Below are 20,968 nucleotides of genomic sequence, written 5' to 3'. Positions count from 1 at the left end.
GATGCGCGCACCCTTGCGCGCGCCTTGACCGAGGCGGGATATCCTGCACGCCTGCGCAGTCAGGATGGCGAGGACCCCGCTCTGCGGCGTGCGGCCGAGATCACGCAAGCCCGACGCCAGATGTTGATCGCGGGTCTGCTGACCTTGCCGGTCTTCGTGCTTGAAATGGGGGGGCACATGATCCCCGCGCTGCATGATTTGATCATGGCGACGCTTGGCATGGCTCTGTCATGGTCGATTCAGTTCGGACTGACCACGCTGGTGCTGATCTGGCCGGGGCGGCAATTCTACCGTCTGGGGGTTCCTGCGCTGCTCAAAGGCGCGCCGGATATGAACAGCCTCGTCGCCCTAGGCGCAACTGCGGCTTGGGCCTATTCCACCGTGGCGCTCTTTGCCCCAGCAGTCTTGCCCGAGGGCACGCGCGCTGTCTATTTCGAAGCGGCGGCGGTGATTGTCACGTTGATCCTGACCGGCCGCTGGCTGGAGGCGCGGGCCAAGGGGCGCACGGGCGCAGCGATCCAGCGGCTGATCGGATTGCAGCCCAAGACAGCCCGTGTCGCGCGCAACGGCAAGGTCAACGATTTGCCCATCGAGGAGGTGGCGCTTGGCGATCTGATCCATCTGCGTCCCGGCGAGCGAGTGGCACTTGATGGCGAGGTGATCGAAGGCCAGTCTTACATCGACGAATCCATGATCACCGGCGAGGCGCTGCCCGTAGCCAAAGGGCCCGGTGACAGTATCGTCGGCGGCACAGTCAATGGTGCGGGCGCACTCAGCTTTCGTGCGACGGCGGTGGGGCAGGATACCGTGCTCGCGCGCATCGTGGCGATGGTCGAGACGGCGCAGGGGGCCAAGCTGCCGGTGCAGGCGCTGGCCGACCGGGTGGTGCGAATTTTTGTGCCGGTGGTGATTGCGATTGCGCTTTTGACGGTGGCGGTCTGGCTGCTGCTGGGCCCCGCCCCGGTTCTAACCCATGCGCTGGTGGCGGGGGTTTCGGTGCTGATCATCGCCTGCCCCTGCGCGATGGGGCTGGCGACGCCGACCTCGATCATGGTGGGAACCGGGCGCGCGGCAGACCTGGGCGTGCTCTTTCGCAAGGGCGAAGCGTTGCAGCGGCTGGATGAGGTGCGCGCCATCGCCTTTGACAAGACCGGCACGCTGACACGTGGCAAGCCCGAGGTGACGCGGGTTGCTGTGGTTGCGGGGCAAGAGGCGGACACCGTGCTGCGGCTGGCAGCGGCGGCTCAGGCGCGCTCTGAACATCCTATCGCCCGCGCGGTCGAGGCCGAAGCAGCGCGGCGCGGGCTGAAGGTGCCGGCGGCTGATGCTGTGCGCGCCATCGCTGGCCACGGGCTAAGCGCCGAGGTGGAAGGCGCCCGCGTGCTGATCGGCGCGGCGCGGCTGATGACGCGCGAGGGCATCGCGACCGGTGCCTTGGCCAGTGAGGCCGCCTCTTTGGCCGACGCAGGGCAGACCGCTATTCACATCGCGGTTGACGGACATCTTGTGGCGGTGCTGGGCATTGCCGATCAGGTCAAACCGACCAGTGCTGCGGTGATCGCCGCCCTGCATGCCAAGGGGATCAGAACCGCGATGATCACAGGCGACAGTGCCGCCACCGCCCATGCCATCGCCCGGGACCTCTGCATCGACCATGTCGAGGCCGAAGTCCTGCCCGAAGGCAAGGTGGCAGCGGTGCGCGCCTTGCAAGCGCGCTTTGGCACGCTCGCCTTTGTCGGGGACGGGATCAATGACGCGCCCGCGTTGGCGCAGGCCGACGTGGGAATCGCCGTGGGCACCGGCACGGATGTGGCGATCGAGGCGGCAGATGTGGTGCTGATGTCAGGCGACCTGACCGGCGTGGTCGAGGCGCACGCACTCTCGCATCGCACGCTGCGCAACATCCGGCAAAACCTCTTTTGGGCCTTTGCCTATAACGCGGCACTCATCCCCGTGGCGGCGGGTGTGCTCTATCCGGCGACCGGTCTTCTGCTGTCGCCGATGTTGGCGGCGGGGGCAATGGCGCTCTCGTCGGTTTTTGTGCTGTCCAACGCGCTGCGCCTTAAGCGTCTGCGCCCGGTGATGGGGGCTGCGGCATGAATATTTCGGATGTGGCCCGCGAAACCGGCCTGCCCCCCAAGACGATCCGGTATTATGAGGAAATCGGCCTCATCCGGCCTTTGCGCGATACCAATGGCTACCGCGTGTTTCGCCAAAGCGACAGTCACAAGCTGGCCTTTCTGGGCCGTGCCCGCACGCTTGGGTTCTCCATTGAGGATTGCCGCAAGCTGATGGCGCTCTATGAGGATCAGGATCGCGCCAGCAGCGATGTCAAGCAATTGGCGCAAGAGCATCTGGCGCAGATCGACGAAAAAATCGCACAGTTGCAATCGATGCAGGCGACGCTGCGCCACTTGGTGCGGGAATGCGCCGGGGATGCGCGGCCCGATTGCCCCATATTGCGCGATCTGGCCGAAGGCTGAACAGGCGGGGGGCGCTGCCCCCCGAACCCCCCGCGATATTTAAGGCCAGATGAAAACAAAGCTGTTTCTTTTTGGCTCAAATACTCAAAATCCGTCACTCCCCAAAGGCGAGACCCTCACGACGGGGATCGGCACCGCCTGCAAGCTCTGCGCCAATGGCGATGACATGCAGGCCCGAGGTAAGCGCCGTCTCACGTATCTCAAACCCCATCTCGGTGAGAGGCGACACCAAGGCGCGCGCGCCCGGTTCAATGTCATAGGGGCCAAAACGGTTGACCAGATGCGGCAGGCTGACCGCCTCTTGCACATCAAGGCCCCAATCGACCCAAGCGATGATGGTTTTAGCAACATAGCCAATTATGCTGCTTCCCCCCGGGCTGCCCAGCACAAGGACCGGCACGCCGTCGCGGCGCAGGATTGTGGGCGCCATTGAGGAACGCGGGCGCTTGCCGGGGGCCAAGGCATTGGCGATAGGCCGGCCTGCGTCATGAGTGGCAAAAGAGAAATCGGTCAGCTCATTGTTGAGCAGAAAGCCCCCCACCATCAGCCGCGACCCGAACCCGTTTTCAATCGTCGTCGTCATCGACAGGGCATTGCCATAGCCATCGACAATCGAGATATGCGAGGTCGAGGGCAGTTCCAGCGATTGATCATCCGCCCAGAGATAGGCGTGATCAAAGTCGGGGCGGCCCGGCGTCACCTCCGGCAAGGCATCATCGCCGCGCAATAGATCAGAGCGCTGTTTGAGGTAGTCAGGTGACAAAAGGCCCTTGAGCGGCACGGCCACGAAATCACTATCCGCAAGGTAACGCCCCCGGTCGGCAAAGGCCAATCGGCTGGCATCCCCGATCAGGCGCCAAGCCTCGGGGCTTTGAGGCCCAAGAGATGAAAGATCGAAAGGTTCCAGCAGGCCAAGTATCTGCCCCACCGTGCTTGCCCCCGAAGACGGCGGGCCCATGCCACAGACCTCATAGCCGCGATAGGGCGTGCAAAGCGCGGGTCGTTCCTTGACCCGGTAGATGGCGAGGTCCAAGGGGCTGAGAACGCCCGGATTGCCACCCGACCGCTGCACCCGTTCCGCGATGTCGAGCGCCATCTCACCCGCGTAAAAGGCCGATACGCCCTTATCGGCAAGCAGACGCAGGGTATCGGCGTAATCCGGATTGCGCAGGATGTGCCCCGGCGCGAGCGGCACGCCACCGGGCAGGAAATACTCGCGCGTGTCCTTGAATATCTTGAGGCGGTCGGCATCCTCGGCAATAAGCCCGGCAAGGCGCGGGCTAACGGGAAAGCCGGTCTCGGCCAAGGCGATGGCCTCGGAAAACAGTCCCGCCCACGCCGTGCGGCCCCAGCGGGCATGCGCCTCTGCCAAAAGCGCCGGGGTGCCGGGCGTGCCAACCGAGCGCCCGCCCACCACCGCGTCAAAGAAGGCAAGGGGTTGCCCGTTGGCATCTTGAAAGAGTGTGGGGGTTGCCGCCAAAGGCGCTGTCTCGCGCCCGTCGAGCGTGGTGATCGCTCCGCTCGCGCCATCGTGCCAGACAAGAAAGGCTCCGCCGCCTAGCCCCGAGCTTTGCGGCTCCACCAGTCCCAGCACAAGCTGCGTGGCGATCATCGCATCCGCCGCTGTGCCGCCCTCGCGCAGCACCCTTGCGCCGGCGTCAACGGCAAGCGGATGGGCGGCGGCGATCATCCAGTTTTGTGCCTCAACCGGCTGGCCTGCGTCCTTGGCCGCCTGCGCCGACAGAAGGCGCGCGGGCACCTGCAATACCCCGGCCCCTGCCCCCTCTGGTGCGACGGTATCGGCGGCCTGTTGCGCCAAAGCGGCACCGCCTGCGAAGATCGACAAGATCAGAACCAGACCGCGCATGAGCCCCCCCTAAAGCGGATCGGTGCGCCAGAGCGTCACCTTGAGCCCACCATGCGCCACCGGCGGCCCCGGTGGCAAGAAGGGCAGACCGGTGGTTTTGGCCAAGCCCCCATCGCTGGTGACAATCCCCACCCGCCAGCCGTGCATCTCGCGACGCAGCACCTCGCCCAAGCTGGCATAGAGACCGAAGAGCAACTTGCGATTGCCGATGCGCGCGCCATAAGGCGGGTTGACCATCACCAATCCCGGCGGCCCTTCGGGGCGGGTCAAGGCCGAAAGCGGTTGGCAAGCAAACTGCGTAGTGCCCGCCACGCCCGCCCGCTCCGCATTCTCAGTTGCCATCCGCACGGCACCTGCGTCACGGTCAAATCCCATGAATCGCAACTCTGTGGCGTGCGGCGCACGCGCCGACTTGAGCGCGGTCCAGACCGCAGGGTCAAAGGCCGCCATATCCTCAAACGCGAAGTGGCGCGCGCGGCCCGGCATCAGCCCCGCCGCAATCTCTGCCGCCTCAATGGGAAAAGTGCCAGAGCCACACATCGGATCAAGCACCGGCTCGCGCCCGTCATAGCCACATTGCCGCAGAAAGAGCGCTGCCAAGGTCTCGCGCAGGGGGGCCTTGCCCACCGCCTCTTTATACCCACGCCGGTGCAACGGCTCGCCCGAGGTATCCAGGCTGAAAGTGACCAGATCATCCTCAATCCGTGCCATCAGGCGCAGCGGCGCATCCTCGGTGACGGCCACGCCCAAGGTTTCGGTCAAGGCCTTGACGATCCGCTCTGTCGCGGCCCCCGCATGATAGATCTTGGACTTGCGACAGGTGACTTCGACGCGCAGCGGCACATCCGGGCGCAAATGCGCCGCCCAATCGAATTTACGCGCCCGCTTGTCCAACTGTGCAAGATGCATCGCGCGGAACGCCCCAATCCGCGCCAGCACCCGCCCTGCCCCGCGCAGAACAAGATTGGCGCGCCAGACATCAGGCCAAAGCCCCCGAAAGCTGACACCGCCGGGCAGGATCGTGACAGGGCCAAAGCCATGTTGCACCGCCTCTTCCGCGAGGGCAGTTTCATGCCCCGGAGCGGCGGCGAGAAAGATTTCAAAAGGCTCAGGCTGTGTCATCGCGCCGTCATAGGCCAAACTGGCCCCAAAGGCGAGCCGTCACAGCATCGAGGGGACGACCTGATCGGGCGGGCGGTGGCCATCGTCAAACGTCTTGATATTGATGATCACCTTTTCGCCCATCTCTATCCGCCCTTCCACGGTGGCCGACCCCATATGCGGCAAGAGCACAACGTTCTTCAACTCGCGCAGGCGCGGGTTGATGTCCGCGCCATGTTCATAAACATCGAGACCGGCGCCTGCGATCTCTCCGGCGCGCAACATGCGGGTGAGGGCATTTTCGTCAATCACCTCGCCGCGCGAGGTGTTGACGATCACCGCCTCCGGCTTCATCAGCTTGAGCCGCCGCGCGTTCATAAGATGGAAAGTCGAGGGCGTGTGCGGGCAATTGATGCTGAGCACATCCATACGCGCCACCATCTGATCCAGGCTTTCCCAATAGGTCGCCTGAAGGCTCTCTTCGATTTCGGGGCGCAGGCGGCGGCGGTTGTGGTAATGCACCTGCATGCCAAAGGCCGCCGCGCGCCGCGCCACCGCCTGACCGATCCGGCCCATGCCAAGGATACCCAGCCTGCGCCCGGCGATCCGCCCCCCCAACAGGGCCGTGGGCGACCAACCGCCCCATTGCCCCGATTGCATCACCGCCAACCCTTCGGGCAGGCGGCGCGTCACGCTGAGGATCAAGGCCATGGTCATATCGGCGGTGTCATCAGCCGATACGCCAGGCGTGTTCGACACAAGAATGCCATGCTGGCGCGCGGTGCCCACGTCGATATGGTCCACCCCGGCCCCGTAATTGGCGATCAGTTTGAGCCGATCCCCGGCCTGCGCGATCAGGCTGGCGTCGATCCGGTCCGACAAGGTCGGAACCAGCACATCTGCCTCTTTGGCGGCGCGAGCCAGTTCCTCTCGCGTCATGGGCACGTCCGTCTCGCGCAGGCGAACATCGAAAAGTTCGCGCATCCGCGTCTCGACCGGCTCGGGCAGGCGTCGCGTAACAACAACACTCAGGCGTGCAGATGGCATGAAGCCCTCCTTGAAACTTTCCTTTCAGGCGCGTTGCTGCCAGAGTGGCGCAGGAAAGAGCGGGGCACAAGAACCCCCTTGCAGATTACGGGCAGAATTCGAATGACGGTGATGAAATCCGGGCTTGTCGCCCTTGTCATAATGATGGGACTGGGCCCCGTTGCGGCCATGGGCCAAGAGCGCGGGCCGGTCACGAACCTGCCACTGCCGCGCTTTGTGTCGATGAAGGCCTCAGAAGGCAATGTACGCCGCGGCCCGAGCCTTACGCATCGTATCGACTGGATTTTCAAACGGCGCGACATGCCGCTCGAGATCACCGCAGAGCATGGCCATTGGCGCCGGGTGCGGGATCGCGACGGCGCGGGCGGATGGGTCCATTACACGCTTCTGTCCGGCGTACGCACTGCCAGCGTCGAAGTTGAAATGCTGGACTTGCTGGCCAAGCCTGATGCGAAGTCCATGGTCGTGGCCCGGCTGGAGCAAGGCGTGATCGCGCGACTCGAGGAATGCCAGCCCGACTGGTGCGCGGTTTCCGCCGGTGGCTATGATGGCTGGGCCCCGAAATCGGCGCTCTGGGGCGTTATGGACGGCGAAACATTCGAGTAACCGCTCGCTGCGTCCTTTAATTTACTAATTTATATTAGATACTTAACCATGTATTTGGATCGCACCACGTTTTTTTTGCCAAGCACCCTTGAACCGCACCATGCTCCAGAGTAATTAGCGCGTCACGTTGGGGTGTAGCCAAGTGGTAAGGCGTCGGTTTTTGGTACCGTGTACCGTAGGTTCGAATCCTACCACCCCAGCCAAGTTCTCCCGATCCTTGATCCGATGACACGCGCGGGCTGTTCTCAGCGCGAAAGTGCCCTGATTTGTGCCCCCGCTGGCGGGTGGCTCGGGTGACGCCCCGGATTGCTCGGCGAGAGCCTCTCCCACGCGGGACGTCAGAGGTAGTCTGGATCGAGCCCGTAGGCCCAATAACCCCAGTCGTCGTGCTTGTTGTCCGCCTGTGAGCCGATCTCGAGAGGCTCGTGGTAAAGCCAACGACCGCCCGCGAGGGGACGGCCTGAAAGGTACAGCGGAATACGCCTCGCACGAGTCGAGTTGGGGTGTGGCACTTTCAGCGAGAGGTGAGCAGACATTTCTCTGATGGCTGATTTACCCGACTACTCACACTCCGGCATGTAATCCAGCACCGTCTCTGGCGCCGGGCGTGCGATCTCTGGCAGGTCCTGCAGGACCTCGTCGATCACCTCCGCCGTCAACGCCGCCACTTCGCAGGCGTAGGCTTGGCGCGTGCCCTCCGGGTTTTCCTCCAGCCATTCTTGAAAGTCTTGCTCTTCGAAATAGGCGATTGCGCCGATGCCTGCGATAGGAACGGCAACGATTGCCCTCCTGAGCCGGGCCTTCGCCTTGGTCTTCGCGACGGCCTTCGCTAATTGCTGACGATGTGCAATCCCCGTTGCCACGGCCTTGGCGCTCATCGCCGCAACCGCAGACGTCATCTGCAGCGCCCAGATGCTCGCCGCAATCGCCGTGGACGCGAGCGCCGCACTGAGCCAAACTAGGAAAACCACGCTCCTGAATACACCGAAGATCCTCGACACGACTGGCCTCCACCGTTCTAAAACCCCGGCCCGCGCTTACCAACCGGGGCTTGTCTCTGGGCAGCTTACGCGCCACGACGCAATCCGCCAACCAGTGCCAGTACGGGTCACGATCCGGAGCGCGTTGCGCTTTGGCGGCGAGATCGTTCGCCACCGCACGAGACAAACCACCGCCCTACTCCGCGACGGCTGCCCGCGTGTTGATGGCCTCGATGTCCGGGATCAAACACCTGGGTGATCCCGTTCTACGACCGCGCGGCTCTGTGGGCGACGAGAGACGTCCTATGCTCCGGGGCACCCGTCCGCCACATTGGGGGATGAACCATTTCCAGGTGGAGTGGAAAGCACGGGACGGGTCTTGCGTATTGGTGTCTCCAGTGACGCTTCTGGTCTCTACCCTGACATCGCAGCGCACGGGCCCGATGCGGCGCTCAGGTTGGGTCAACCGTCACCTCTGCGCGCGTGCCGCCCAAGGCTGCGAAGGCGCGTTGTCGACAGGTGAGCACGAGAATTTGCTGGTCACGGGCCGAACGATGGAGCGCGTCAAACATGGCCTCGATGCGGTCATCATCCGAATGGACAAGAGCATCGTCCAAGATCACAGGAACGGGGCGCCCTGAGGCCGCAAAGAGCCGGGCAAAGGCCAGTCGTGTCAGGATCGCCACCTGTTCGCGGGTGCCGCCCGAAAGGATTTCGAGCGACTCGGCCTGACCTTTGCGGGTCAGGGTCGCGGGCAAAAGGCTGGTGTCGTCAATCGTTAGCAGTGCCCCCGGATAGAGAATCGCGAGCAGGGGCTGCAACTCACGCAGAACCGGGCCAAAATAGGCGTCTCGGGCGAGGGTTCGCGCCTCGTCCAACGCGCGCCGAAGGCGGATCAGGGCGCGCACCTCGGCCTCATACCGGGCCGCGCGTGCCTCGGATTCGGCGCGGGCTCCGGCGAGAGTGGAGAGGCGTTCCTCAATCCCCTCCTCGGCGAGCGCGGTGATGGTGGCGTTCAGGCTGGCAAGGTCTTCGCGGTTTTTGGCCAGATCACGCGCAGCCTGCTCGACCGCCCCCTTGGCGCGAGTTAGCCGCGCCTCGGTGGTGGCAAGGTCCGGCGCTGTGGCGCGCAAACGGTCGCAGGCCTCTTGCGCCCCGAGGCAGATGTTCGCGAGCGTGGGTTGTCGGGCCTTGAGATCGGCTATTAGCGCAACAAGAGCCTCTGGGTCTCCGGCCTCGGACAGGGCAGATTCAAGCTGCCGCGTCGCACTGCTGCGATTGGCCTCGGCTGCGGCGCGGGCTTCACCTGCGGTCACGGCCAGTTCATGCGCCGCTTTTGCGGCGGCGCGGGCGGCCGCCTCGTCGGTTTCGGCAGCGGTCAACGCCTTGGTCAGGGCTGCAACATCCTCAGCTTCTCTCGGGGCATCGGCCACCTCGGCCTGCGCCCGCGCAAGGGCCGCGCGCAACGCCTCAACACCGTCGGGGGCTACTTCCGCGCAGAGGGCCAAACCCTGTTTCACATCTGCCTCAAGCTGTTGGGCTTCAGCCCATTGCGTGCGGGCGGCGGCCAGCGTGTCAACCTGCGCCTCCGCCAAAAGGCGCGCAAGCGCCTGATCTGCACGCGCAACCTCGGCGGCGCTGTCTGTGCCGCGCGCAGAACCCGGATCAATGTGCAACCTGCCAAACCCCGGCAAGGCAAGCTCAGTCGGCACTAAGATCGGCGTCGGGCCTGTTCCAAAAGGTTGACCGTCATGCAGCGCTGGAGAGCCGTCAGGGTGAACCTCGATCGTCACGGCCTGTGCCTCGGCCCGCGCCCGCGCCAGATCAAGCGCGCTTTGGGCCTTGTCGGCGGCGTCGAGCAGTTTGGACGTGACGCGTATACGGGCGCGCGCCGCTTCGGTCTTGTTCAGCATCGCCCAAAGCTCTGTGGCGCGGTCAAGCCGGCGCTGGAAATCGTTTGCCTTGATCTGCGCCGCCTGCGCCGCTTGGGCGCGGGTGGCCTGATGCAGACGGTTGCGCAAATCACGCGCCTTGGTGCCTTGGTCCTCGGCATTCACCGCGGCGGCACTATCGCGCGCGGTCAGCTCAGTGGCACGCGCGCGGGCCTTCTTTGCCGCTTCTTCGGCCTTGGCAACTGCGCTGCGGGCCTCCTCAAGGCGGGCGGCGCGGCTTTCGGCGGCCAGCACATCGCGCTGCAAATGCTCGGCATCCAGTGTGGCAAGGCGTAGGGCGGTTTCCGCCTGTGCAACCTCGGCCTGATGGGCCTGGGCCGCCTGATGCGCGGCTTCAGCCTCGGCCAAGGTTTGTGCGCGGGCCGCCGTATCCGCAGGATCGGTCAGTCGGGCAAGGTGACGCTGCACCTCCGCCCGGCGGATCAGGTCATCCGAGAGCCGCTCGGCGCGCGGGCGCAACTCGGCCTCTTCGGTGGCAAGCGTTGCGGCCTCTTCCACCGCGCGCGCCCATTCTCCCCCGGCTTTGGGGCGTCCGGTTGCGGTCGCCAATCTCGACAGCGCCTCGGTCACGCGGTCAATCACGCCATCCATCCGCCGCCCGCCGGTCATCATGTCAATCTCGCCCGCGACAGAAGACAAAAGATCGCGCCGCGCATTCAACCCGCGCTCGCGCTCGCGCTTGTCATCTGCGCTGCTGCCGTCGGGTTCCAACCCCATCAACCCTTGCCGCACCCAGAGCAGGCCGGACGGGCCTGCCAGACCTCCGCCCATCAGCCGGTCAATCCACGCCTCCGCCTCATCTGCCTGAGCGATCAGGCGGCCGTTGGTGTCGTGCACTTGCGCCTGCGGGCGGTTGAGCCACCGCTTTGCAATGCGAAATCGCCCCTCCGCAAGCTCCACCTCGGCCGCCACCTCGGGCGCGCCCCCGGCATGCGGTTGCAGCGCCTTGATGGCCGCATTCCGGCTGTTGTGGCGTTCAAAAAACAACGCATGCAGCGCGTCAAAAAAGGTCGATTTGCCGAATTCATTCGGTTGAGAGAGCACAGTGATGCCGTCGCCAATCTGGCCAAGGCGTGCGCGCTGACCCGCGAAACGGCGCACGTTGGTCACCTCGATCACCCGAAGCTTCACGCCTGCACCTCCTGACTGAGCGCATAGAGACGCGCGAGTGCCGCAGACGCCGTATCGCGGTCGGATTGCGAAAGTGTGGTATCCCCTGCCTCGGCCAGCAACACTTCGGCAGCCTGACGCAGCGCTCCGGCGCGGTCGATCTGGTCAAGGTCTTCGGGCAGCGCCTCGACGCCCAAAGCAGAGAGGTCCGCCGCGAACCAGCCGAAATCCGGGGCACGAGCGGCCAGCGCGGCCTCGAGCGCGGCGCGGTCAGCCAAAGGCAGGCGTCCCGTCACGGTGAGCCGCACCAGATGATCGCGTGCACGGCTTTGTGGCAGGATATCAGCAAAGCGAGCGGTCAGATCCTCGCCCGGCAGCAGGTCGAGGGCCGGGCGACGCCAACGGAACTGCGCGGTTTCGACCGGCGTCACCTCAGCCGTCCCCCCGAGCGTCACAAGAAGCGCAGAACCCGGCGCATCGTGCTTGAACCCGTCTGGTTCGGGGGTGCCGGAATACCAGGCAGTGGGCGTCACCTGCATCTGCCCGTGCCAATCGCCAAGGGCGAGATAGTCAAGACCCGAGCGCGCGGCCCGGTCGGGCGGAATGATGCCAAGGGCCCCCTCTTCGCCCGAGAAATCGGTGATCGCCCCATGCCCAAGCCCGATACGGCGCGCCCCTTCGGGCGTGGGGGCCGACATCGCCTCGGTCAGATCGCGCCCCGGACGGCGTTGTGTACAAGGCGCAGGCAAGAGCCAATGGTCAGGGGCAAGGGCAACCGGCACCTCAGACGTGAGGACCATCAGATTGCCAGGTGGGTCTTGTGCAATCCGCCGCCAAAGTTCGGAGGCCGCAAGGCTGTCGTGGTTGCCGGGCAGCAGCACCCAAGTCAAATCGCGTTCCTCGCCCATCGCACTGAGGGCTTGCCGCAACGTGTCGGGGGCGGGCGTTTCGGCATCGAACGTATCGCCCGCAAGCAGCACCACCCCTGCCCCACCGTCGCGCGCAGCCTTGGCCAGCCGGGATATCGCGCCATGCCGCGCCTCGCGCAAACGATGCCGAATGCCCTCGGGATAGCCGCCATAAGCGCGCCCAAGATGCAGGTCCGAGGTATGAAGAAAGCGAAAGGGGGTCATAGAGGTCCTTGTTGCGCCCAAGCGCTCTGTTTCAGCCTTGCCGCGAATGCGTCAGAGATCAAGCACTGGCGTATGGTCATCAGGCCGAACAGACAGTTTCACGGCACCGCCAACACATCGCTCAGATGGTGCGGCCACCATCAACCTCGAGCACCACGCCGGTGATGAAATCCGCCTCGTCCGAGGCGAGATATAGCGCCGCGTTGGCGATGTCGCGTGCCTCGGACAAGCGGCCCATCGGGATGGTCGAGATAAATCGCGCGCGGTTTTCGGGCGTGTCGGGCATGCCCATGAACTGTTCCAGCAATCCGGTCGCCCCCATCACCGGTGCGATACAACAGACGCGAATCTTGTCGGGGGCCAATTCCGCTGCCAATGAGCGCGTCATCAGGTTCACGGCCCCCTTGGACGAATTATACCACGTCAGACCGGGACGCGGGCGGATACCTGCGGTAGAGCCGATGTTGATCATCACCCCGCCTCCAGCAGCACGCCAAAGCGGCACGCAGGTCTTGGTCATGTGAAAGATCGACAGCACGTTTATTTCATAGATCTTGCGAAATGTCGCCTCGTCGGTGTCCATCAACGGGCTGTTGGGATTGGTCCAGCCTGCGTTGTTGACCACGATATCAAGACCACCAAAGGCCGCAACAGTGGCGTCAACGGCGGCCTGCACCTGATCGCCTTTGGAGACATCACAGGTCACGGCGATGGCGTTCTCACCAAGGTCGCGTGCCACGGCGCGCGCACCGTCCGCGTTCATATCGACCACTGCTACCTTGGCACCTTCGCGGATATAGGTCTCGGCTATGCCCTTGCCAAAGCCCGAAGCCGCGCCGGTCACGAGGGCTCGTTTTCCATCCAGTCTCATCTTGCGTTCCTTTGGTCTGGTCTTTTCCGCCTGCGTGCGGCCTAGCCGTGATTGTTGATGATCGTCTTGATACGCGAGAATTCCAGCAGCGCCGCAAAGCCCTTTTCGCGGCCATGCCCGGATTTGCGTATGCCGCCAAACGGCAATTCCACCCCGCCGCCCGCGCCATAGCCGTTGATGAACACCTGACCGCAGCGCATTGCCTTGGCGACACGTTGCTGGCGCCCACCATCTTTGGTCCAGACCGCGGCGACAAGACCGTATTCGGTGGCGTTGGCGATGGAAATAGCCTCTGCCTCATCCTCGAACGGGATGAGGCAGAGCACAGGGCCGAAAACCTCTTCTTGCGCGATCCGCGCCTTGGGATCACAGGGGCCGAATACTGCCGGAGCGACATAATAGCCGCCTTTTGGGGCCTTGGGATCGATGCTGCCACGGGCCATCAAGGGTGCGTCGGCCTCGGCGATATAGGTCTCGACCCGCTTTTTCTGCTTGGCCGAAATAAGCGGGCCAAGCACCGCATCCTCGCCAGACTCTGAGGCGGCAATCGCGCTGAAACGCGCGGTCAATTCGGTAACGGCGCGGTCATAGATGCCGCGCTGCAACAACACGCGCGTGCCCGCAGAACAGGTTTGTCCGGCGTTCTGGATCACAGCGTTGACAAGAACGGGCATGGCCGCGTCAAGATCGGCGTCGTCGAACACGATTTGCGGCGACTTGCCCCCCAGTTCCAGCGTGCAGCCGATGAAATTCTTGGCAGCTGCGGTCTGAACGATCACGCCCACTTCGGGCGATCCGGTGAAGGAGATGAAATCTATCCCGCGATGATCCGCCAGAGCCTGACCGGCCACCGCACCGCGCCCGGTCACGATATTGATGGCACCGGGCGGAAAGCCCACGTCGAGCGCCAGTTCCGCAATCCGAAGCGCGCTGAGGCAGGCATCCTCGGCGGGTTTCAGGACCGTTGCATTGCCCATGGCCAGCGCCGGGGCGACCGAGCGGCCAAACATCTGCGCCGGATAGTTCCACGGGATGATATGGCCGGTCACGCCATAAGGCTCTCGTTGCACCTCGACATTATAGCCGTTGAGAAAGGGCACAATCTCGCCATGCACCTTGTCGGCGCCACCGCCGTAGAATTCAAAATAGCGCGCGGTGACTTTCATGTCAGTGCGCGCCTGTGCAATCGGCTTGCCGTTGTCGCGCCGCTCGAGCTGGGCCAGAGGTTCGATATTCTCAAGAATACGCTCTGACAGGCGGATCATCAGGCGACCGCGTTCTGCCGCAGTCAGCCTTGACCATTCGCCACCATCAAAGGCCGCGCGCGCCGCTGCGATGGCCGCGTCGATATCGGCGGCATCGCTGTCGGCGATCTGGGCAAAGGGCAGCCCGTCAATGGGCGAAAGCACCTCCATCACCCTGCCCGAGCGCGCGGGAACCCAAGCATTGCCAATCAGGTTCAGCGGTTGCGGGATGACCAGCTTTGCATCGGGGTCAGTGTCTTTCATGCCTTGGCTCCTTGCGGTTCAATGCCCCTTGCGATGGTATGTGGCCGGATGGTGGCGACCACAAAAGATACATGTCGTCGAAGGGTTGGATTCGCTCGTGCCCAGCGTGATCGAGCGATCCCGCGCGCGCAAGCTCTGAAAGGTCTCGGCATGATGTAAAGCCGGGGCGGCAGGCCGGGTAAACCCGCCCCTTCTACCGCCCCAAGCCCGTCTCAGAAGGTTTTGGCCAGCGTGAGTTTGAAGTTTCGCCCAACCGCCGGGCGGGTAGCAAGATTGGGCATATACTGTTCGTCAAACAGGTTTTCGATCCCAAGACGGAACTCGGTTCCTTCCCACACGCCGCGCTTGGGCGCGATGGTGCCGCGCAAGTTGTGGACCGTATAGCCGTCATCCCGCACCCCGTTGACGGTGATGGAGTCGGCGCTGACAACCTCCCAGCTCAGGTCATAGGTATCGTCAAACACCTTGCCCACGGTCGCACGCAGGCTGTTGGCCGCAAGATTGCGCCAGTCGCGCACGCCGCCCAATAGATCCACCTCTTCGCCATCGGCGACAGTCGCGTTGAAATCGACGTAAAAGCCGTTTTCCATGGCATAGGACGCCTCAAACTCTAGCCCTTGGGTCTGGATTTCATCCAGCAGGTTCTGCGCGGGCGTCGTATCGACAAAGGAATTCACGTCCCAAAGCTCACTGTCAAAGTACGTGACCTTGAGCGCGAGGTTATCATTGTCTCGCCAGAGACCGCGACGGTCATATGAAAAGCCAAGTTCATAGGTGCGTGATTTTTCGCTCCGCCCTACCCGGATCGGGAATTCCAGATCGTCGATGATCGGCAAAACCTCGGTATAGGCGGCGCTGCCGAACAGGGCAAAGCCGTTGTCAAAGGCATAGCGCAGCGACAGCCCACCCATCAGCGCATCCTCGGAAAAGCGGCCATCGTTTGGCGCTGTGTCCCCCTCGACCTTTGATGTTTCATACCGAATGGCGGGCGTTAAGGTCCAGGCGCGGCCGATGTCGATTTCGTCCACCGCAAAGATCGCCCAGCGGTTGTCTTCGCCCCCCGGTGCGGCAAAGGCATTGACGCGCTCGCGGTTGATATACTCAATCCCCGCCGTCAGATCATGGCGCAACGCGCCGGTGTCAAACAGGGACGTGTTTTTGAGTGTAAGCGTCGTGGTTTCATAGTCATGGTCAGCGTTGAGAAGCTCCGAGCAAATCGTGATCGGCGCGGGCGGGCTGCCAGGACAAGACACCGCGTTCTGCAAGATCGACTCGTCAACGTGCGAATATTGCAGCGTCAGATCAACCAGATCATTGAGCGGGTTGAAGTTGTATTTGAGAATGCTGGTCTGGCTTTCGACCTCTCGGTCGACATTCCCGAAAAAGGTGAGGTTGCCAAAGCTGTCGAATGGCACGTCGAATTGCGAGCTTTGGGTATCCTGATAGCTGGCTTCAATGGAATGGGCCTTGTCTTCGCCAAAACGATACTTGGCCTTGATCAACCAGGACGGATCGTCAATCCGCGCCCTCAGGGGGTTGATAACAGCGCCATTGCCATCCTCAGGAAAGCCAAGTCTGCGGCTGACATAGTTGAAGAGCACCCCAAAGTCCTCGGTGGGCTGCCACGCCCCGATGGTCGAGGATGTCACACCATTGCCATTGGTCTGAAACTCCAGTGTCTGACGCAGTCCAAAGCCGGTTTCGCCCCCGGTGACGTCCTCAGGGTCGATGGTTTCAAGCCGAACCACCCCACCAACCACGCCAGAGCCATATTGGAACGATCCCACCGTTCCACGGATCACCTCAACCTCCTTGAAGAGGAAAGGATCGGTGAAAAGCTGTGTGCCAATGCGGTAAAGCTCCTCGGACCCGCGCGTTGCGCCATCGACCTGAATCAGCACCTTTTGATCCGTGCCAAACGTGTCATTCGATCCAAACCCACGGATCGAGATACCCGACCCCTGCGCCGTGTCGCCATTGAGCAGGGCCACAGACGGCACTGTCACGAGCAATTCGGCCACCGAACCCGCCTGTCGGTCACGGATTTCGTCTTGGTCGATCACGGTCGTGGGGGTGGCGGTATCGGTTTGCACCGCACGCTTGCTTTCTCCCAGCGTCAGCGTTCCAAGAAACCCCTCTTGGCCGGGTGTTTCCTGTGCCAGACTGGCAGAGCCATAGCCGAGCCCCATGCAAAGGCAGGTCGTAGTCAGTAGTCTGCAGCGTGTGCGCGATGTCATCACGTGTCCCTTTCGTTTCCTTGACAATGGCTGTCACACCGTTGTGCTTGCGAAAGGCTGGCACGGTTTTTTCGTTTGATTTCAGTGGGCGAACGATCTTTCTGGGATCGGTCTTGCGCTCCTTAGTCTTTTATGAGTAAAAGAGTCAAGATTGCGATTCAACTTTGAGAAATCGTTTTCGAGAGCCACGTCCGCGCCGCAGGTGCGATGCAGCCAGCCCATCCATCCAGACATGAGGCCGGCATGACAGACTCTGCTCCCCTTACCCCCGACGCACTCCGTGCCTTTATGGCCGACAACCCCAAGATGCGCAGCCGCGATCAGGCGAACCGCCTTGGCATCAGCGAAGCGCAACTGGTCGCGGCCCACATCGGACGCGGTGTGACGGCCATTGCCGCGCACCCCGATCAGGTGATGGGGGCCGCCCAACGCCTTGGCGAAGTGATGGCGCTCACCCGCAATGAAAGTTGCGTGCATGAAAAAGTGGGGCGCTATGACAATTATCACAGCGGACAACACGCGGCGATGGTCCTGACCGAGGATATCGACCTCAGGATGTTCCCAAGCCATTGGCACCATGCCTTTATGGTCGAAACCGAGAGCGAGACAGGGCCCCGGCGCAGTCTGCAGGTGTTCGACGCCGCAGGCGACGCGGTGCACAAGATTTTCCTGCGCGATGGATCATCGCTGACCGCATGGGAGGCGCTTCGCCTCTCGCTGGCTCTGCCAGACCAGTCCGAGAGCTTGACGGTTGCGGCGCGCACGCCCCCGGAGGCTGCGAAATCAAACCCCGACAAAATCGAGGTCCTGCGCGAGGAATGGCGGCGGATGACCGATACGCATCAATTCCTGCGCCTGACGTCTAAACTGCGGATGAACCGGCTTGGGGCCTACCGTATCGCGGGGGCACCGTTTGTGCGGGCATTGGCACCAGAGGCGGTGAACACCCTTCTGACCCAACTGGCGCAGGCAGGCACCGAAGTGATGATCTTTGTCGGCAATCGGGGCTGCATTCAGATTCATTCCGGCCCTGTTGTGACCCTCAAACCGATGGGACCATGGCAGAATGTGATGGATCCAGGGTTCAACCTGCATCTGCGGTTGGATCATGTGACCGAGGTTTGGGCCGTAGACAAACCGACGCAACGCGGTGCGGCAATTTCGGTTGAAGCGTTTGACGCGCAGGGATCGCTGATTTTTCAAATCTTTGGATTGGGCAAGGAGGGGCGTGACAGCCGCGCTGCCTTTGGTCGGGTCGTAAAGGCGCTTCCGGATCTGCACAACGCTGACACGGAGGCCCTGACATGAGTGGAAGTTCCCTGACGCGCCGCGCACTCTTGGCGCAGGTGGCGATCTTGGCCTTGGCGGGGACAAGCCTTGCGCAAGACGGCGACCGTGTGCTGTCCATCGGCGGATCGGTGACAGAGATCGTGCATGCCTTGGGGCAAGAGGATCGGTTGATCGCGCGCGATACGACCTCGACCTTTCCGCCCAACGTGACCAAATTGCCTGATGTGGGCTATGCGCGCGCGCTCAGCCCCGAAGGTGTGCTCTCGGTCGCCCCGTCGCTCATCCTCGCTATCGATGGGGCTGGCCCCCCCGAAACGATCGAAGTCCTGCGGCAATCAGGCGTAGGTTTTGTCACCATTCCAGAGGCGCACAGTGCCGAGGGAATCATCACCAAGATTACCGCTGTTGGCGCAGCCTTGGGCGTGCCTGACCGCGCCGACGCCTTGGCGTCAGAGACGCGCACCGCGCTTGCAACCGCGGCCACGCGGACTGCTCAAGTGCCAGAGGCCGCGCGCAAGCGCGTCCTCTTCATCCTCAGCCTGCAAGGCGGGCGCATCCTCGCGTCCGGGCGCGACACGCAGGCTGCCGCCATCATCGAGATGGCGGGGGGCATCAACGCGGTTACAGCCTTTGAAGGCTACAAGCAGTTGACGGATGAAGCTGTGGCAGAGGCCGCCCCCGATGTGATCCTGATGATGGACCGAACTGGGGATCATGCCATCCTGGACGAACAACTCTTTGCCATGCCCGCGATCCGCATCACGCCGGCAGGTGCCGATGAGGCAATTGTGCGGATGAACGGGCTCTATCTGTTGGGCTTTGGGCCGCGCACCGCATCGGCTGCCCTCGATTTGAACTCAGCCCTTTATCCGCAGCCCCAAGAGACCGACAATGACCGTGACCCAAGCTGACGCGCTGACGCCCAGCCGTTTCACGGATCGCCGCACGCGGGCGCGGCGCGCGCATCTGTGGCTGGGTCTCGGTCTGCTTCTGACGTGCGCCCTCAGTCTTGAAACCGGCGCATCCGGGGTCTCGCTTTGGTCGATGGTCGGTGCGGGGGGGCAGGATACACCCGTCCACAGCATCATCCTTTGGGAGGTTCGCCTGCCGCGCGTTTTACTGGGCGCGCTGGTTGGGGCGGCTCTGGCGGTTTCCGGCACGGTGATGCAAGGGCTTTTTCGCAATCCGCTGGCCGATCCCGGCATCGTGGGGGTTAGCGCCGGGGCCGGTCTTGGGGCCGTGACGGCGATTGTGCTGGGCGGCCTGCTGCCCATCGCCCTGCGCGACAGTCTGGGCCCGTTCCTTGTGCCGGCGGCGGCGTTCTTGGGTGGCTGGGCCTCTGTTCTTTTGCTCTACGGGGTTGCCACGCGCGGTGGGCGCACGTCTGTGGCGACGATGCTGCTGGCGGGGATCGCGCTTGGCGCGCTGTCGGGCGCAGTGTCGGGCCTGATGGTCTATGCGGCGGATGATCAGCAGCTGAGAGACCTGACATTCTGGGGCCTCGGCTCTCTGGCTGGGGCGACATGGGCCAAGGTGGCCACCGCCATGCCGATCCTTGTTGTGGCCATGGTCGGGGCCCTCGGGCTGGGGCGTGGGTTGAATGGCCTTGCTTTTGGCGAGGCAACCGCACTGCATCTTGGCATCCCGGTGCAACGGACCAAAACGCTGGCCATTCTTGCGGTTGCGGCGGCGACTGGCGGTGCGGTGGCGGTGTCTGGCGGGATTGGGTTCATCGGCATTGTCGTGCCACATCTGCTTCGTCTGGCAACCGGGCCGGATCACGGGCCACTGCTGCTGAATGCGGCGCTTCTCGGGGCAATCTTGCTGCTTGGGGCAGACATCATCAGCCGCGTGATCATTGCCCCAGCCGAACTGCCCATCGGTATCGTCACAGCGGTTCTGGGCGCGCCGGTGTTCTTGTGGATATTGCTCCGACAGCGCCCGATGGGGGATATGTGATGCTGGCTGCAGAGCGGATCACGCTTGGCCTTGGGGGCCGGGTCATCCTGCGCGACGTCACGCTTTCTGCCCGCGCAGGTGCGGTGACGGCCATTGTCGGCCCGAATGGATCGGGCAAGACGTCGCTCTTGCGCGTGCTGACGGGCGAGAGCGCCGGTTCGGGCCGAGTTCAGCTTGGTCAATTGCAGGTAACTCCGCGTGCGGCTGCAGCACTTGCCGCACGACGCGGGGTGCTGCCACAGGCCACGCGGATCGCCTTTCCCTTTACGGTGATCGAATTGGTCCGCATAGGCCATAGCGCAGGGCAATATGCCGGGCGGGCTGATGTTCCCGAACGCGCCTTGGCTCGGGTGGGATTGGCGCATATGGCCAACCGTTTCTACCAAGACCTGTCGGGGGGTGAGCAGCAGCGCGTTCAATTGGCACGCGTTCTTGCGCAGGTCTGGGAGCCTGTCGGACCGGGCGGGGCAAACTGGCTGTTTTTGGACGAGCCCGTCTCGAGCCTTGATATTGGCCAACAGCTGAGCGTCATGCAGATTGCCCGCACCTATGCGGAGGCAGGGGGCGGCGTGGTCGCGGTGATGCATGATCTGAACCTGACCGCGATGTTCGCCGATCATATCATCATGGTGCAAAAGGGCAGGATTGCAGGCGCGGGCAAGCCGCAAGAGGTGCTGACCTCTGGCACACTCTCGGCGGTCTACGGCTGTGCGCTCAGGATAAGTACGCCGCCAACAAAGGATGTGCCCTATCTGCTGCCCCAAGCCGCGCAAGAGTTTGCAGGCTGATATCGACATTGCACCCCATGCCATACGTAAAACCTG

At 63.3% G+C, this 20,968-nt stretch carries 16 protein-coding genes and 1 tRNA gene (1 of these 17 only partly in view); 8 read left to right on the top strand and 9 right to left on the bottom strand.

Annotated features, from left to right (window positions below; translation table 11 throughout):
• On the top strand, window positions 1-2,100 hold the 3' portion of the coding sequence (locus RAK1035_RS07455; RefSeq protein ID WP_050775761.1) for a heavy metal translocating P-type ATPase. It extends 360 nt beyond the left edge of the window; the window shows 2,100 of its 2,460 coding nt (coding positions 361-2,460); the start codon falls outside the window, past its left edge; the stop codon is at window positions 2,098-2,100.
• The gene (gene cueR / locus RAK1035_RS07450) at window positions 2,097-2,483 is read left to right on the top strand and encodes a Cu(I)-responsive transcriptional regulator (RefSeq protein WP_008281524.1); all 387 of its coding nucleotides are present in this window, start codon (window positions 2,097-2,099) and stop codon (window positions 2,481-2,483) included. The genes RAK1035_RS07455 and cueR overlap by 4 nt, the downstream gene beginning before the upstream one ends.
• 94 nt (window positions 2,484-2,577) lie before the next feature.
• On the opposite strand, the gene ggt is transcribed toward cueR, so the two are convergent.
• Genes ggt through RAK1035_RS07435 form a run of 3 tightly spaced genes read right to left on the bottom strand, consistent with a single transcriptional unit; the run spans window position 2,578 to window position 6,498 of the window.
• A complete protein-coding gene (gene ggt, locus RAK1035_RS07445) occupies window positions 2,578-4,350 on the bottom strand; it encodes a gamma-glutamyltransferase (RefSeq protein ID WP_008281523.1) in 1,773 nt (590 codons plus the stop codon).
• Window positions 4,351-4,359: 9 nt separating this feature from the next.
• Window positions 4,360-5,472 (bottom strand): THUMP domain-containing class I SAM-dependent RNA methyltransferase, encoded by a 1,113-nt coding sequence (locus tag RAK1035_RS07440; protein ID WP_008281522.1) that lies wholly within the window; start codon window positions 5,470-5,472, stop codon window positions 4,360-4,362.
• Window positions 5,473-5,511: 39 nt separating this feature from the next.
• On the bottom strand, window positions 5,512-6,498 hold the full coding sequence (locus tag RAK1035_RS07435; protein WP_081507014.1) for a 2-hydroxyacid dehydrogenase: 987 nt from the start codon (window positions 6,496-6,498) through the stop codon (window positions 5,512-5,514).
• A 102-nt stretch (window positions 6,499-6,600) separates the two neighbouring features.
• Here RAK1035_RS07435 and RAK1035_RS07430 point away from each other — a divergent pair, with 102 nt between their 5' ends.
• Both RAK1035_RS07430 and RAK1035_RS07425 read left to right on the top strand, forming a co-directional pair.
• Window positions 6,601-7,104 (top strand): SH3 domain-containing protein, encoded by a 504-nt coding sequence (locus RAK1035_RS07430; protein ID WP_008281519.1) that lies wholly within the window; start codon window positions 6,601-6,603, stop codon window positions 7,102-7,104.
• 128 nt (window positions 7,105-7,232) lie between these two features.
• Window positions 7,233-7,307: transfer RNA gene (locus RAK1035_RS07425), tRNA-Gln, on the top strand.
• 357 nt (window positions 7,308-7,664) lie between these two features.
• Here RAK1035_RS07425 and RAK1035_RS07420 read toward each other — a convergent pair.
• The 6 genes from RAK1035_RS07420 to RAK1035_RS07395 form a co-directional block, all read right to left on the bottom strand.
• Window positions 7,665-8,105, bottom strand: coding sequence for a hypothetical protein (locus RAK1035_RS07420; protein ID WP_008281518.1), 441 nt, complete (start codon window positions 8,103-8,105; stop codon window positions 7,665-7,667).
• 431 nt (window positions 8,106-8,536) lie between these two features.
• Window positions 8,537-11,167, bottom strand: a complete 2,631-nt coding sequence (locus RAK1035_RS07415) for an AAA family ATPase (RefSeq protein ID WP_008281517.1) — start codon at window positions 11,165-11,167, stop codon at window positions 8,537-8,539.
• Window positions 11,164-12,279: a metallophosphoesterase family protein gene (locus tag RAK1035_RS07410; RefSeq protein ID WP_008281516.1), complete on the bottom strand. Its 1,116-nt coding sequence runs from the start codon at window positions 12,277-12,279 to the stop codon at window positions 11,164-11,166. Before RAK1035_RS07410 ends, RAK1035_RS07415 begins: the two co-directional genes overlap by 4 nt.
• Window positions 12,280-12,400: 121 nt before the next feature.
• A complete protein-coding gene (locus RAK1035_RS07405; protein WP_037297914.1) occupies window positions 12,401-13,150 on the bottom strand; it encodes an SDR family oxidoreductase in 750 nt (249 codons plus the stop codon).
• 41 nt (window positions 13,151-13,191) lie between these two features.
• Window positions 13,192-14,658 (bottom strand): aldehyde dehydrogenase family protein, encoded by a 1,467-nt coding sequence (locus RAK1035_RS07400; protein WP_008281514.1) that lies wholly within the window; start codon window positions 14,656-14,658, stop codon window positions 13,192-13,194.
• Between the two features lie 212 nt (window positions 14,659-14,870).
• Complete coding sequence (locus RAK1035_RS07395; protein WP_008281513.1) at window positions 14,871-16,847, bottom strand: TonB-dependent receptor domain-containing protein; 1,977 nt, start codon at window positions 16,845-16,847, stop codon at window positions 14,871-14,873.
• Window positions 16,848-17,138: 291 nt separating this feature from the next.
• Between RAK1035_RS07395 and RAK1035_RS07390 the strand changes: the two genes are divergently transcribed.
• Genes RAK1035_RS07390 through RAK1035_RS07375 form a run of 4 tightly spaced genes read left to right on the top strand, consistent with a single transcriptional unit; the run spans window position 17,139 to window position 20,932 of the window.
• Window positions 17,139-18,203 (top strand): hemin-degrading factor, encoded by a 1,065-nt coding sequence (locus RAK1035_RS07390; protein WP_037297912.1) that lies wholly within the window; start codon window positions 17,139-17,141, stop codon window positions 18,201-18,203.
• A complete protein-coding gene (locus RAK1035_RS07385; protein ID WP_008281511.1) occupies window positions 18,200-19,096 on the top strand; it encodes a heme/hemin ABC transporter substrate-binding protein in 897 nt (298 codons plus the stop codon). The genes RAK1035_RS07390 and RAK1035_RS07385 overlap by 4 nt, the downstream gene beginning before the upstream one ends.
• The gene (locus RAK1035_RS07380; protein WP_008281510.1) at window positions 19,077-20,144 is read left to right on the top strand and encodes a FecCD family ABC transporter permease; all 1,068 of its coding nucleotides are present in this window, start codon (window positions 19,077-19,079) and stop codon (window positions 20,142-20,144) included. Before RAK1035_RS07385 ends, RAK1035_RS07380 begins: the two co-directional genes overlap by 20 nt.
• On the top strand, window positions 20,144-20,932 hold the full coding sequence (locus tag RAK1035_RS07375) for a heme ABC transporter ATP-binding protein (RefSeq protein ID WP_008281509.1): 789 nt from the start codon (window positions 20,144-20,146) through the stop codon (window positions 20,930-20,932). Before RAK1035_RS07380 ends, RAK1035_RS07375 begins: the two co-directional genes overlap by 1 nt.
• Window positions 20,933-20,968 lie beyond the last annotated feature (36 nt).

It is taken from the genome of Roseovarius sp. AK1035, from assembly GCF_003288315.1.
Taxonomy (GTDB): Bacteria; Pseudomonadota; Alphaproteobacteria; order Rhodobacterales; family Rhodobacteraceae; genus Roseovarius; species Roseovarius mucosus_A.
The sequence above is the reverse complement of the archived record's forward strand: the minus strand, read 5'-3'. Positions and strand labels throughout refer to the sequence as shown.

Bases quoted from the DNA above. Each gene is read 5' to 3' on its own strand.
- RAK1035_RS07375 (WP_008281509.1), top strand. From the start codon at position 20,144: ATGCTGGCTGCAGAGCGGATCACGCTTGGCCTTGGGGGCCGGGTCATC.
- RAK1035_RS07435 (WP_081507014.1), bottom strand. From the start codon at position 6,498: ATGCCATCTGCACGCCTGAGTGTTGTTGTTACGCGACGCCTGCCCGAG.
- RAK1035_RS07405 (WP_037297914.1), bottom strand. From the start codon at position 13,150: ATGAGACTGGATGGAAAACGAGCCCTCGTGACCGGCGCGGCTTCGGGC.
- ggt (WP_008281523.1), bottom strand. From the start codon at position 4,350: ATGCGCGGTCTGGTTCTGATCTTGTCGATCTTCGCAGGCGGTGCCGCT.
- cueR (WP_008281524.1), top strand. From the start codon at position 2,097: ATGAATATTTCGGATGTGGCCCGCGAAACCGGCCTGCCCCCCAAGACG.
- RAK1035_RS07400 (WP_008281514.1), bottom strand. From the start codon at position 14,658: ATGAAAGACACTGACCCCGATGCAAAGCTGGTCATCCCGCAACCGCTG.
- RAK1035_RS07430 (WP_008281519.1), top strand. From the start codon at position 6,601: ATGACGGTGATGAAATCCGGGCTTGTCGCCCTTGTCATAATGATGGGA.
- RAK1035_RS07380 (WP_008281510.1), top strand. From the start codon at position 19,077: ATGACCGTGACCCAAGCTGACGCGCTGACGCCCAGCCGTTTCACGGAT.
- RAK1035_RS07385 (WP_008281511.1), top strand. From the start codon at position 18,200: ATGAGTGGAAGTTCCCTGACGCGCCGCGCACTCTTGGCGCAGGTGGCG.
- RAK1035_RS07395 (WP_008281513.1), bottom strand. From the start codon at position 16,847: ATGGGGCTCGGCTATGGCTCTGCCAGTCTGGCACAGGAAACACCCGGC.
- RAK1035_RS07440 (WP_008281522.1), bottom strand. From the start codon at position 5,472: ATGACACAGCCTGAGCCTTTTGAAATCTTTCTCGCCGCCGCTCCGGGG.
- RAK1035_RS07410 (WP_008281516.1), bottom strand. From the start codon at position 12,279: ATGACCCCCTTTCGCTTTCTTCATACCTCGGACCTGCATCTTGGGCGC.
- RAK1035_RS07390 (WP_037297912.1), top strand. From the start codon at position 17,139: ATGACAGACTCTGCTCCCCTTACCCCCGACGCACTCCGTGCCTTTATG.